The 13,695-nt window shown below is 61.0% G+C and carries 10 protein-coding genes; 7 read left to right on the top strand and 3 right to left on the bottom strand.

All coding sequences use genetic code 11. The features are described from left to right. Nucleotides 1-72: 72 nt before the first annotated feature. Complete coding sequence (locus BN2694_RS09975) at nt 73-1,095, top strand: S26 family signal peptidase (protein ID WP_135664677.1); 1,023 nt, start codon at nt 73-75, stop codon at nt 1,093-1,095. Here the strand turns inward: BN2694_RS09975 and BN2694_RS09970 are convergent. Then, nucleotides 1,067-2,617 (bottom strand): Cdc6/Cdc18 family protein, encoded by a 1,551-nt coding sequence (locus BN2694_RS09970; protein ID WP_135664674.1) that lies wholly within the window; start codon nt 2,615-2,617, stop codon nt 1,067-1,069. The two genes, BN2694_RS09975 and BN2694_RS09970, sit on opposite strands and share 29 nt — an antisense overlap. 1,533 nt (nt 2,618-4,150) lie before the next feature. Here BN2694_RS09970 and BN2694_RS09965 point away from each other — a divergent pair. The 6 genes from BN2694_RS09965 to BN2694_RS09940 all read left to right on the top strand — a co-directional run bounded on the left by BN2694_RS09965 (nt 4,151) and on the right by BN2694_RS09940 (nt 11,921). Continuing rightward, on the top strand, nt 4,151-4,792 hold the full coding sequence (locus BN2694_RS09965) for a GTP-binding protein (RefSeq protein ID WP_135664671.1): 642 nt from the start codon (nt 4,151-4,153) through the stop codon (nt 4,790-4,792). Between the two features lie 6 nt (nt 4,793-4,798). Next, complete coding sequence (locus BN2694_RS09960; protein WP_135664668.1) at nt 4,799-5,185, top strand: DUF2073 domain-containing protein; 387 nt, start codon at nt 4,799-4,801, stop codon at nt 5,183-5,185. Continuing rightward, nucleotides 5,185-6,000, top strand: a complete 816-nt coding sequence (locus BN2694_RS09955) for an OapC/ArvC family zinc-ribbon domain-containing protein (protein WP_135664666.1) — start codon at nt 5,185-5,187, stop codon at nt 5,998-6,000. Before BN2694_RS09960 ends, BN2694_RS09955 begins: the two co-directional genes overlap by 1 nt. A gap of 63 nt (nt 6,001-6,063) precedes the next feature. After that, the gene (locus tag BN2694_RS09950) at nt 6,064-6,486 is read left to right on the top strand and encodes a PPC domain-containing DNA-binding protein (RefSeq protein ID WP_135664663.1); all 423 of its coding nucleotides are present in this window, start codon (nt 6,064-6,066) and stop codon (nt 6,484-6,486) included. Between the two features lie 63 nt (nt 6,487-6,549). After that, nucleotides 6,550-10,680, top strand: a complete 4,131-nt coding sequence (locus BN2694_RS09945) for a DNA-directed DNA polymerase II large subunit (protein ID WP_135664660.1) — start codon at nt 6,550-6,552, stop codon at nt 10,678-10,680. A gap of 329 nt (nt 10,681-11,009) precedes the next feature. Further along, nucleotides 11,010-11,921, top strand: a complete 912-nt coding sequence (locus BN2694_RS09940; protein WP_135664657.1) for a carbohydrate kinase family protein — start codon at nt 11,010-11,012, stop codon at nt 11,919-11,921. 24 nt (nt 11,922-11,945) lie between these two features. Here the strand turns inward: BN2694_RS09940 and BN2694_RS09935 are convergent, their stop codons facing one another. Next, on the bottom strand, nt 11,946-12,758 hold the full coding sequence (locus BN2694_RS09935) for a BtpA/SgcQ family protein (protein WP_135664654.1): 813 nt from the start codon (nt 12,756-12,758) through the stop codon (nt 11,946-11,948). Nucleotides 12,759-12,932: 174 nt separating this feature from the next. After that, complete coding sequence (locus BN2694_RS09930; protein ID WP_135664651.1) at nt 12,933-13,643, bottom strand: DUF47 domain-containing protein; 711 nt, start codon at nt 13,641-13,643, stop codon at nt 12,933-12,935. Nucleotides 13,644-13,695 lie beyond the last annotated feature (52 nt).

Here is a 13,695-nt window from a genome sequence, read left to right as displayed (position 1 = left end):
CGCGAGTTCGGCCCGTAAGAGACAGTACCGGAAGCGAAGAGTTGTAACTGTCCGGGTGGAACGGACGAGCGAATGAGTGATCCCCACGACGAACAACAGTCGTCCGAACGGGACGATCCGCCGTCGTCCGGACGACCTGACCGAGAACGGGATCAGGACCGACAGCCTGTCGAACGAGAGCCCGCCGGGACACCCGATGGACTCGATCGCGGGACTTCCTCGAACCGAGATACACCGGATGGAGAGACGGCACCGGGCCGAAGTTCACCGGATCAAGAGACAGCAGCGGGCCATCAAGAGACAGCAGCGGGCCAAGACGATTTCGATCGAGTGAGAACTCGTGACGATCTCCGGACAGACCGGGGACCGCCGCCCACCAGAAGCGGATCGACGGACGACTCCTCCCGTAACGGGCTCGTGCTGTACCTGTTCGACATCGCAAGCAGCGTCCTCATCGTCGCGGCCGTCGGTGGGTTCCTGTTTGCCGCCAGCGGCATCTGGCCACCGCTGGTCTCCATCGAGAGCGGCAGCATGGATCCACACATCCAGAAGGGTGATCTCGTGTTCGTTATGGACGAACAGCGGTTCCCGGGTACCGGGGCACACGGAGACACCGCCGTCGTGACTACGCATGCGGGCGAAAAAACGGGTTATCAGATGTTCACGGAATACGGCGACGTGATCGTCTATGAACCCGACGGGAGTGTCGACCGGACGCCAATCATCCACCGGGCGAGGTTCTGGGTCGAGGAAGGTGAAAACTGGTACGAAAAGGCGGATACAAGCTTTGTTTCGACTGCAGATTCCTGTAGCGAACTACCGAACTGCCCGGCCCCCAACGCCGGCTTCATCACGAAGGGAGATGCGAATGACCGTTACGATCAAGTGATGGGGCTCACCAGCCCAGTCAAACCGGAGTGGGTCAGAGGGACCGCCGAAGTTCGAGTTCCGATCCTGGGGGAGATCCGATTACTTACCGGCCAGGGCGACGCCAAAGCTAACAGTGGACGAACACAGAAGCCAGTCGCAGTCGGTCCTGATCGGTCTCAATACGAGTCCGATCCGCTCACTGCTGGTCGAAGCGCGCCTGGATGAACGGCTGGACGTCCTCGATGTCGCCGAGTCGCGAGTCCGAGTGCAGTACCGCCTCCGTCTCTTCTAAGGGGACCGAGAGACTGATCTCCTTCGTGCGGCCGTAGCGACCCTTCGAGACGACGACGGCATTGACGATCCCCAGCATGTCGAGTTCTGAGATGAGATCTGTGACGCGGCGCTGGGTAAGGACGTCGGCGTCGATCTCCTCACAGAGGCGCTTGTAGATGTTGTAGACTTCGCCGGTGTTGATGTTGTGGACGCCGTTCTGTTCCAGCAAAATGATCGCAAAGAGGACGAGTTTGCTCTGGGTCGGGAGCGTCCGGACGACCTCGACGACCCGGTCGAGTTCGATCTTCTCTTGGGCCTGCCGGACGTGATCTTCGGCGACGAGGTCCGTCTGGTCGCGTTCGGCCAGTTCTCCAGCCGTCCGCAAGAGGTCCAGTGCCCGCCGGGCGTCACCGTGTTCCTGAGCGGCGAAGGCCGCACAGAGAGGGATGACGTCATCCGAGAGTGCGCCGTCCTTGAATGCGACGTTCGCTCGCGCCTGGAGAATGTCCCGGAGCTGATTGGCGTCGTACGGCGGGAAAACGATCTCCTCTTCGCCGAGACTGGACTTGACACGAGGGTCCAAAAAGTCGGTGAACTTCAGGTCGTTGGAGATCCCCATGATCGAGACCCGCGAGTTCTCGAGTTCCGAGTTCATCCGCGAGAGGTTGTACAGCGTGTCGTCACCGCTCTTCTCGACGAGTTTGTCGATCTCGTCGAGCATGATCACGACGACGCGCTCGGTGTAATCGACCGCGTCGAAGAACGTGTTGTAGACGCGATCGGTCGGCCAGCCGGTCATCGGAACCTCCTCGAACTCCGCGAGGTCGCTCTCTAAGGAGTCGATCTCCGCCTCGACATCTTCAATCGACTCGAAATCGGTGTCCCCGAGCGCATTCGACTCGGTTTCGGCGGCGTCAGCGAGGTCCCGGAGGTCGTCGATCCGCTCGTTGATGTGGGTCTCGTTTTGCTCGATGAACGTGTTGGCGAGTTGAGCAAGAACGCGATACTGAGTGTCGGTCACTTCACAGTTGATGTACTGGACCTCACAGGGCACCTCGTACTTCTGGGAAGTGCGCTCGAGTTCCTCACTGACGAACTTTGCGCTGGCGGTCTTGCCGGTCCCCGTCTTGCCGTAGATGAGAATGTTCGACGGCGTATCGCCCCGGAGCGCGGCGACGAGGATCGTCGCCATGTTGTTGATTTGTTCTTCACGATGAGGGAGTTTCCGCGGGGTATAGGAAGGGCGTAGTACCTCCTTGTTCTCGAAAATGGGCTCCCCGCTCAGGAGGTCGTCGAACAACCCACGTGAGGCTTCGTCTGCCTCCGAGTTACCGTCCTCGAAAACGATGTCGTCGAGTAACTGCCCGTCCCGATCGCGGTCGTGGTCCGTAAACGACGACGGTCGCTCCGAGGGTTCGAGCTCCCACTCGTCTGTCTCAGTCGCGTCAAGGTCAGTTTCGTCCGTGTCTGGCATGTGCGTTCGTGCCCCCCTTTTCAGGTGGAGATCCGCCCGCAAATCCGATATTCCGGCCTGAGACGGTCGATAGTGGCGATATCGAGAGATCCCAGACGGACGGCAGTGTCCAGTTGAACCACAACAACGGGTGGGTGAAAGAGTATTAAAAATTTCGGTTCGGGTGATCGGGGCCAGGCACCATTCCCTATCGATGGATCGACGTTCGATTTCCGGAGAAACGAGCCAACGAATCTTAGCCCATTTCTGGAGTTCCCTACCTCAGAAACTCCGCTGCTGTCCGATCAAACGATCTGACCGAGTACAAGCCTCTCGAAAGCGTATACCGTCCGTTTGATCGTAATCATTCTCAGAAGACAGCACATATTCGACACACGCAAATGAAGTGCCGTCAGAGTACATCCGACCCCATCTACCATCAAGATTTTCTCTACCATCAAAACCCCCATCGAATGACATTAAACATAGTGAAAAACAGGGTACCGACAATGAATCTTTACGTAAAAAGATTTTATAATCAGTTCAGTTTATAGATAGCCGCACGGGTTGTTCCTTCGACTCTTCGAGACTCTCGGACGTACTGCTAACTTTCTGCGGGGATAGCAAAGGGACCCCCACACCCCTTTGTTTCGGGTGGAATAGACCAAAAGAGGGGTAGGGGGGTCCCTGCTGCAAGAGGTTGATCTAGAAAACCAGTGGTTTTATTACTAATACCATTAAACCAAAACCGTACGCTATCATATATTACTCTCTATAGGTAGTATATAATCTAGATATTCCTAGCTGTAGCCAGCTATCGGTGCTGACACCAGAGTACGGACGCCTCGGAGTTGGCCCGTGTTGACCTTCTGTTCATCGAGGGTCCTTCTCAGTCTGAGACTGAAATCTACATCAGTCGTGCCAGTACGGTATCGTCCAGCAGATGGGTCGTCATCTGACCCGATCGTTGGATCCAACAAGTCTGCGTTCGACACTCCTGTATCGTTCTAATGGACGCCCAGCATCGTTCTAATTTGTTTTTCACACGGGATTCGATTGAACGTCTTGTTTCCAGATCCTAATCTGGCTTGTGTCGGTTTTCACGGCCTGTGCTCGTCGAATATCGTTGTACTTCTTTGGGAAGTGTCCCATGGAGAAAGGACTCTCTAGCTTCATTCTAGATTTCGATTACGTTCTTTGAGTCATCAACGCGGGATACTGAATTGCCGTAGTTACTCGGCCGATAATCGGTGGTCTCGGAATCTCGTCACCTGTTTCTCAGCATGTTCCACCTGAAACAGGGGGGTGGGGGGTGTCCAATCTCGGCTGTGTTTGTTATTTTCTCTCGAGAGAGACTTCGATCCGGGACGATCGACGGGCCACATCTCTGATCCTGCTCGGGCAACGTGCTCGGCAGTGGGCGGGGGAAGCAGATGGTCTTGCTATGAGGTGCCAAAATATAGTTATATTTATATATGTCTGACATACAGTTAAGTGGATTCGCCGTGCTACATCGTTCAGATGCCCCGATTCGCTCGGGCGCGGGAGGATAGGATGGGACTGCTCACAGAACTCAGAGATAGCATATCACGCGCGGCATCGAGCCTGTTCTCCGAACAGGACCCTAAACGGATCGGCATTTATGGCCCGCCGAACGCGGGGAAGACGACGCTGGCCAACCGGATCGCCCGGGACTGGACCGGCGACGCCGTCGGTCCGGAGAGTGCGATCCCACACGAAACGCGGCGTGCCCGCCGTAAGGAGAACGTCGAGATCGAACGCGACGGCAAATCCGTCCAGATCGACATCGTCGACACGCCTGGCGTAACGACGAAAGTCGACTACACGGAGTTTCTCGATCACGATATGGAGAAAGACGACGCCGTCCGTCGCTCCCGTGAGGCCACCGAGGGTGTCGCCGAGGCGATGCATTGGTTGCGGGAGGACGTCGACGGCGTCATCTACGTCCTCGATTCGACGGCGGACCCGTTCACGCAGGTCAACACAATGTTGATCGGCATCATCGAGAGCCAGGACCTGCCCGTGTTGATCTTCGCGAACAAGATCGACCTCGAGGAGTCAAGTGTCAAGCGCATCCGCAACGCTTACCCGCAACACGAGACCGTCCCGCTGTCTGCGCTGGAGGGTGACAACATGGATGAGGTCTACGATAAGATCGCGGAGTACTTCGGGTGATCGAGGATGGCTGAAGTCACAAACAGATCACACGATGGCGTCCAGATCGACCTCATCAGCACCGAGCGGATGGACGGGTTGGCCAGCATGGAGAAGATCCGAATAATCTTGGATGGCGTCCGAGATGGTAACATTGTCATCCTGGAAGAGGGTCTCACGCCGGACGAAGAGTCACGCCTCATCGAGGTGACGATGACCGAAATCAGCCCCGACGAGTTCAACGGAATCGAGATCGAGACCTATCCCCGTTCGGAGACTGCCGATCAAAGCTTTCTCGATCGCCTCATGGGCCGGGAGTCGACAAAGAAGCTCACGGTCATCGGGCCAGCCAACCAGATCGAGACGCTCCACAAGGACGAAACCCTCATTAGCGCCCTCGTCTCTCGGAAATAATGCCCCACCAGTGTACGGACTGCGGGACGACATTCGCTGACGGCTCGACCGAGATGCTCTCGGGTTGTCCTGACTGTGGCGGCAACACGTTCCAGTTTCTCCCCGAGAGTGGTGCCAACGGGTCGGACCCGGCTCCGCAGCCTGGATCCGAATCAGCCCCCGCTACCGAGTCGAAACCGAATGCAGGGACGGAATCGACCGACGAGCGATCGAACCGTTCGACACCGGGCGACTCTGTCGCCAAGACGGTCGGCAACGCGGCCAAGACGGTCCGGGACATCGTCGCGAGCGATCCCGACGAACCCGGGACATCCCCCGAGGCGGCCGATCCACTCGAACCCTGGCCGGCGGATACCGCGGATGTCGACGACACCGATCCGGCAGACCCGACCGAGTCCAGCGGTTCCGAGACCCCCCCGACGGGTCGCGACCGCCCCCGGGAGGACTCAGCGACATCTGACGAAGATATCGCCCAGACTTCGGCACGGTCGGCCGTCGTCACTTCGGAGGAACTGCCGGAATCGGGTGCCGCCGAGATCTCTACCGGTGGCCAGTCACCTGCCGATCATCCCACATCCTCCGACACCGCAGACGGCGAATCAACTGCTGAATCGACCGACGCAGACGGAACTGACAGTCCCGATCTCGAGGAACTCCGGGCGGAACTCAACGCTCAGTTCGAGTCCATCCGGATCGTCGAACCCGGGCAGTACGAACTCAACCTGATGGAACTGTATGAGCGCGAGGAGTACATTATCGCGCTCCAGGAAGACGGTCGCTACCGGATCCAGGTCCCCGAGAGCTGGCAAGATTGAATCTGCTCCGGCTCCTTCGCCCGCACAGCAATCCTTATCGGAGTGCCTGCCCTGGCCCCGTACATGCACTACCGGGAAGTCTCCGGCGACCGCGAGTTCGTCGCTCGTCTGGCCCACGGCGAGGACTGGCGCGCCCAGATCGAGGACTTCGCCACATCGGAAGGGATCGATGCGGCTTTCTTCGTCGGCCTCGGTGCCGTCGAAGACGCCACCATCTGGTACTACGACCAAGATCGTGAGGCGTACGACGCGGCCGAGTTCGACGAACCTCTGGAGGTGGCGTCCTGTGTCGGCAACGTCTCGCTGCTCGATGACGAACCGTTCGCGCACACGCATGCGGTTCTCTCGAGACGGGACGGCACTTCCTTCGCAGGTCATCTCGATGCCGCTACGACGTTCGCTGGCGAACTGTACGTGAGGGCCTTCGAGGAGTCCCTTGAGCGCCATCACGACGACGTGACCGACCTGGATCTCTGGGAGTTGTAGATGTCGATATTCACCCACGCACGAACCACAGGATGGAACTGGAGCCGAAGCCGGGAGCGATAGATGCGCGACGCGGACGAACGCTACTTCGAACGGCTGGAAACCGGCCTCGACGACGCTCTTGCCGTCGCTCGACGGGCACGCGAACGTGGCGACGACCCCTCCACTGACGTGGAGATTCCGGTCGCGAAGGATATGGCCGACCGCGTCGAGAACATCCTCGGGATCGACGGCGTCGCCGAGCGCGTTCGGGACCTAGAGGGTGAGATGTCACGCGAGGAGGCCGCCCTCGCCCTTGTCGAGGACTTCGTCGAGGGGTCGGTCGGCGACTACGACACAAAGGCCGGCAAGATCGAGGGGGCCGTCCGGACGGCTGTCGCCCTGCTTACCGAGGGGGTCGTCGCCGCACCGATCGAGGGGATCGACCGCGTCGAAATTCTCGACAACGACGACGGCACGCAGTTCGTCAACGTCTACTACGCCGGGCCGATCCGCTCGGCCGGCGGGACCGCCCAGGCACTCTCCGTACTCGTCGCTGACTATGCACGAACCCTCCTAAATATCGACGAGTACCACGCCCGCGAGGAAGAGATCGGCCGGTACGTCGAAGAGATCGAACTCTACGACGAGGACACTGGTCTCCAGTACTCGCCGAAGGACAAAGAGACGCGCCACATCGCCGAACACATGCCTATCATGCTCGACGGCGAGGCCACGGGCGACGAGGAAGTCTCGGGGTACCGTGACCTCGAACGGGTCGACTCCAACAGTGCTCGGGGCGGCATGTGTCTGGTGATGGCCGAGGGGATCGCGTTGAAGGCCCCCAAGATCCAGCGGTATACGCGCCAGCTAGATGACGTCGAGTGGCCCTGGCTCCAGGATCTCATCGACGGGACGATCGGGACGGACGAAGCGGAGAGCGAGGAGGACCCATCAGACGGCGAGGAAGAAGAGGCGAATGACGACGACACTCCAGGCGAAACAAAGGGGGTTGGTAATGGTGACCAAACCGACAGGCCTCCTCGGGCTGATCCGTCGAAGAAGTACCTCAGAGACCTCATCGCCGGACGCCCTGTCTTCTCACATCCGAGCGAACCGGGTGGGTTTCGACTGCGGTATGGCCGTGCGCGCAATCACGGTAATGCCACTGCGGGCGTCCACCCGGCGACGATGCACCTCGTCGACGACTTTCTCGCAACGGGCACCCAGATCAAGACCGAGCGTCCCGGGAAGGCGGCGGGGATCGTTCCTGTCGACACCATCGAGGGACCGACGGTCAGACTCGCCAACGGAGACGTTCGACGGATCGACGATCCGGCGGACGCTCTGGAGGTCCGCAACGGCGTCGAGAAGATCCTCGACCTGGGTGAGTACCTCGTCAACTACGGCGAGTTCGTCGAGAACAATCACCCGCTTGCGCCGGCCTCTTACACCATCGAGTGGTGGCGCCAGGAGTTCGCCGAGACCGACGCGGACGTCCAGGCGATGGCGGACTCAGCTGCCATCGACCTCGCGGATCCTGATCCCGAGGAGGCCCTCGAGTGGGCCCGTGAGTATGACGCGCCGTTGCATCCGAAGTACACCTACCTCTATCACGACGTGAGCGTCGAGGCCCTCGACGCGCTGGCGGGAGCGATCGCCGACGGCGAGGTCGTCACCGGTGACGGGGCGGCGATGGCCGGCGGCCGCCCGGGAGACGTGACGACGGGCGACCTCATTGTGGCAAACGACGATTCCGTTCGCAAGACACTCGAGTCGCTGCTGGTCGAACACACCCAGACCGATGACTCGTTGATCGTTCCGACCTGGCGACCGCTGGTCGCAACACTGGGGCTCGAGGACGATCTCACTCGGCGTTGGACCATCGAGGGCCTCTCGGAACGCGCTTGCAACTACGACGACGGCGAGAACGCGATCCGGGCCGTCAACGAAATCGCTCCCTTCGAGGTGCGCGAGCGCGCCCCCACACGGATCGGCAACCGGATGGGGCGCCCGGAGAAGTCAGAGGAACGGGAACTCTCGCCCGCAGTCCATACGCTGTTCCCGATCGGCGAGGCCGGCGGCAACCAGCGCGACGTCGCGAAGGCGGCCGGTCACGCCGACGAGATGGGCGACGCGCCCGGTGAGGTCGATCTCGAAGTCGGCCGTCGCCGCTGTGTCGACTGTAGCACGGACACGTACCGACCGCGCTGCCCCGACTGTGGCGGCGTCACCGAATCCGTCTACGTCTGTCCCGACTGCGATCGCGAGGTCGAACCCGACGAGTCCGGTCGCGCAGAGTGCCCCCGCTGTGAGACGCTCGCCTCGCCGACCCGGATGACCACGATCGACATCGGCGAGGAGTACCGCCAAGCCCTTGCGGCCGTCGGCGAGCGCGAGGTCGCCTTCGACGTGCTCAAAGGCGTCAAGGGGCTCACCTCGAAGGAGAAGACGCCCGAACCCATGGAGAAAGGGGTCCTGCGGGCCAAACACGGCGTCAGCGCGTTCAAGGACGGGACGGTCCGCTACGACATGACGGATCTCCCGGTCACGTCGGTTCGACCCGAAGAGCTGGACGTCACTGTCGATCAGTTCCGCGAGCTCGGCTACGAGGAGGACATCCGCGGCGATCCACTCGTCCACGACGACCAACTGGTCGAATTGAACGTCCAGGATATCGTCCTCTCCGATGGCGCGGCCGAGCACATGCTCAAGACCGCCGCCTTCATCGACGACTTGCTGACGTCTTACTACGGCCTCGAACCGTACTACGAACTCGAGGATCGGGACGACCTCGTCGGCGAACTCGTCTTCGGGATGGCGCCACACACCAGTGCGGCGACCGTCGGCCGCGTGGTCGGCTTCACCTCCGCGGCGGTCGGGTACGCCCACCCGTATTTCCACGCCGCGAAACGGCGGAACTGTTTCGACCCGGGCACGCGGCTGTGGTACGGCGAGGATGGCGACTGGCAATTTGGAACGATCGAGACGCTTGTCGAGGACCATCTCACTGACCCCCAAGAGACGGACTTCGGCGACCTCGTCGACGAACCAGACGTTGAAGTGCTGGTTCCCTCGGTCGAGCAGGACGGCACACCCTGCCGCAAGCCCGTCGAAGCCGTTTCGAAACACCCTGCGCCCGAGCACGTGGTTCGAGTCGAAACGGAGGGGGAATCGCTTTCGGTCACGCCCGGCCACACGATGCTCCGTCGGAACGGTGACGGCCTCGAAGAGGTCAAGGCGTCGGAACTTGCGGTCGGTGACGAACTCCCCGCCTTCGACGGCGGCGAAACGACGCGGATGGGCACCGAGACGACGGGGACGGGCGACGACCTGGACGGTGAGGCAGGCGTCCCGTTCGAGACGGTTACGGCCGTGGAGTACGAACAAAGCGACCGCGAGTTCGTCTACAACTTGACTGTCGCCGATACACACACTGTCGCCGTCGAGAACCTCTATACGGCACAGTGCGACGGCGACGAAGACTGCGTTATGCTGTTGCTGGACGGGTTGATCAACTTCAGTCGGAAGTTCTTGCCCGATCAACGTGGTGGTCGGATGGACGCGCCATTGGTGATGTCCTCGCGGATCGACCCCGCCGAGATCGACGACGAAGCCCACAATATCGACATCGTCGAGGAGTATCCACTGGAACTGTACGAGGCGACCCGGGAGATGGCCCACCCGGAAGATGTCGACGTCAAGATTGCCGAGGACACCCTCGGAACCGACGAGGAGTACACTGGCTTTGCCCACACACACGATACGAGTGACATCGCTCTGGGACCGGATCTGTCGGCGTACAAGACGCTGGGGTCGATGGAGGACAAGATGGACGCCCAGCTCGAAATCTCCCGGAAACTCCGGGCGGTAGAGGAGAGCGATGTCGCCGAGCGGATCATCGAGTATCACTTCCTGCCGGACCTGATCGGTAACCTGCGAGCGTTCTCACGGCAGGACGTCCGGTGTCTTTCGTGTGGCGAGAAGTACCGTCGCGTTCCCCTCACCGGCGAGTGTCGGGAGTGTGGCGGCGACGTTAACCTGACCGTCCACGAGGGATCGGTCAACAAGTACATCGACACGGCCATCCGCGTCGCCGAGGAGTTCGGCGCCCGGGAGTACACCAAACAGCGCCTGGAGATCCTCGAACGCTCGATCGAGCGCGTCTTCGAGGACGATACGAGCAAGCAGACGGGCATCGCGGACTTTATGTGATGGTTTGTTTCCGATCCGAGTAGAGCGAGGATCGGATTTTTGGTCCAGATTTTTGCGCGAGGGTGGCGAGACGCGACCTGTGGGAGCGTCTCGGAAAAGCGAGCGGTGCAGCCGCGAAGCGAGTGACCCGAGCGGAAAAAGGTGGGAGTGATACGAGCAAGCAGACGGGCATCGCGGACTTCATGTAATCGCTGGGATTTGATGATCGAGACTCAGCGACGAATTCTTGCCATTTGATCGCATGGTCTGTGATATGTTTCAGGTCGCCGCTAGCATTGAATCGACTCCCAGGGCACGATACTGTCTGGACCGCTCGCGGGTGGCCTAGCGTGGCCTCGATAGTGACGGTCGGGAGTGCGGTGCTCGATCGCGTCTACACGCTCACGAACTTACCAGAGCGAGATGGTGGCGCCTTTGCCACCGACTGTATCGAGCGGGCCGGCGGCGTCGCCGCGAACGTCGGCTGTGCACTCGCGACGCTCGACCACGATGTCGGAGTGATCTCGCGGGTCGGCGACGACGACGCGGCCGAGACCATTGTCGGTTCCCTGCACGATCACGATGTCGATACCACCGGGATTCGGCAGGGCGATGGCGCGTCCTCGTACACGCTCGTCCTTCGAGGCCCCACCGGTGACCGCATGATCGTCGCCGGGGGCGAGAGTGTCCCACAGTTGCGACTTCAACCGACTGATCGCGATCGGGTACGTGGAGCCGACTGCGTGTTCACGAGCGCCTACGCCCCCGACGCCGTCGTGAACGACCTCTTGGATCTCCGTGAATCGGGGGCTATTGATGCTCTCGCGTTCGATCTCGCTGGCCCTCTCGAGGAACTTGAAGGCCGTGGGACGGCCCCCGAGACGATCGATCGCCTCACCGCGAGCGTTGATTTGTTCGTGGTCGGTGAGGTCGCTGCCCGATCGTATCTCGGGCGGGAACCTCGTGAGGCCGCACGGCGGTTACGCGAGGCTGGGGCCAGCCGTGTCGCCGTCACGGTCGGTGCAGCGGGCGCGTACCTAGCCGAAAACGAACTGCGCCACGTCAATGCTGTCGAAACCGACGTCGTTGACACGACCGGCGCTGGCGACGCTTTCACTGCGGCGTTGATCGACGCCTGGGTGCTGGGCAACCACACAGCTGGGGCCGCGGGCCGAGTCGCAGCGGCCGCGGCGGCTCAAAACTGTACCGCTCCGGGACCTCGCGGGGCGCTCCCCACGCGCGAGGATCTCCCCGAAGCATAACTCCAGGCGTCAGTTGGTGGGCTATCAGTGGTCGCCGTCAGCTTTTGCCGCCCCGACCAACTGCTGTACCCGTTGCTCGTCGACTGGTGCGGTCGTTTCCCCGTCCTGTTTGAGTGCGGTGCCGACGATCGCGCCGTCGGCGAGATCGAGCGTTTCGGCCGCCGTCGCGGCTGTGACGCCGCTCCCGACGAACACCGGCGCTTCAACCCCGAGATCGTCGCGGGCCTCGACGACGCAACGGAGATGATCGCGGTCTGTCTCGGCCCCGGTTCCCGAACCGCTGGCGACGACGCCGTCAGCGTGGCCTCGCTCTAGCAGTTCGGCGATTTCTTCCCCAAGGGGTCGGTCAGCGAGTGGCGCGGAGTGTTTGACGTCAACGTCTGCGAGTATCGAGACATCGGCGTCCAGCCGATCGCGGAGCCGGACGGTCTCGGCCGCCCGCCCGGTGACGACGCCCTGGTCGGTGAGGCGCGCACCCGAGTGGACGTTGACGCGGACGAACGACGCGCCAGCCGCTGCCGCGATCGACAACGCCGATTCGGCATCGTTTCTGAGGACGTTGACGCCAACGGGCAGGTCGATCTCCTTGCGGAGGTCTGTGACGAGGGCTGTCATCGATGCGACGACGTGCTTTGGCACCGCCTCGGCGTAGAAGGGTGCATCGCCGAAGTTCTCGACCATCACGGCGTCGACGCCGCCGGCCGCCAGGCGCCGGGCATCTCGCATTATCGTTTCCCGGATCGCGTCCCTATCGCCGTCAAACGCCGGCGCACCGGGCAGCGGTGGCAGGTGTACCATCCCGACGACGGCTCGATCGCCACCGAAATCGAGACTCATCGGTCGAACCGTCCTCCTTTTGCCGTACCTGGTTTGCCGTCTCCATGCTGGCTAGCGATACCGTCGTCGTATGACATATCGAACTCATGGTGCCACGCGCAGAAATATGTTCAGTCGGCCGATCACGTTTTGCCAGACACGAACTCAAGGAGATGACGTTCCGGAACGACCCTCTCACTCCTCAGCGGGGTCGACCTCGGTGATGAGGCCCGGCTCGTCGCTGGCGATGACGATGATCTGATCGGTGACGTCTTCCATCGTGTTGGCGAGGTCGTCAAAGAGGATGGCGAGTTCGCGATACATCAGCGCTTGTGCGGTCTCCTCGTCGGCGAAGGCGGTCCGGATGACGTCGTTTTTGATCGAGTCACACCGACTCTCCATGTCTCTGATTGCCTTGATCTCATCGTAGAGCGTGTCTGAGCCGCTTGTCGTCCCGAGACCGTGGACGAACCGCTCGACGACTTCTTCGAGCGTTTCGGTCATGTCGGCGACGTGCTCGGCCATCTCACGCAGGCCCTGATAGCAGTCAGTGTCCGTCGGCGGCTGCATCATGGCGATCTCGTCGGCGATCCGCTCGGTGACGTTCGCTAAGGAGTCGACCTGCTTGTAGAACTCGATGAGGCCGGACTGGTTGTAGTTGATTCGAGTGTTGAGCAGTCCCATGTCTTCCGGATCGGAGTTCGTAATCGAACTCGTGATCGAGCGAATCATCCGGTCGCCTTCACTCTCTAAGTCGCCGATGCGTTCGACCGTCTCCGTGTAGTCCTCGCCCGCCTCGTACTGTTCGAGGAGGATGGGGAGCAATCCGACACACTTATCGAGGCGATCGAGATACGCGTCTGTCTGCGATTCGAGTTCGTCCCCGAAGTCGGCATCGTTGGGCATGCAAGACGCCACGTACCGAATAAGGAAAGGGTATTCGTTCTGCCTTCCAACT

Source organism: Halorhabdus rudnickae (assembly GCF_900880625.1).
Lineage (GTDB): Archaea > Halobacteriota > Halobacteria > Halobacteriales > Haloarculaceae > Halorhabdus > Halorhabdus rudnickae.
This window is presented reverse-complemented; position numbering and strand designations above follow the sequence as displayed.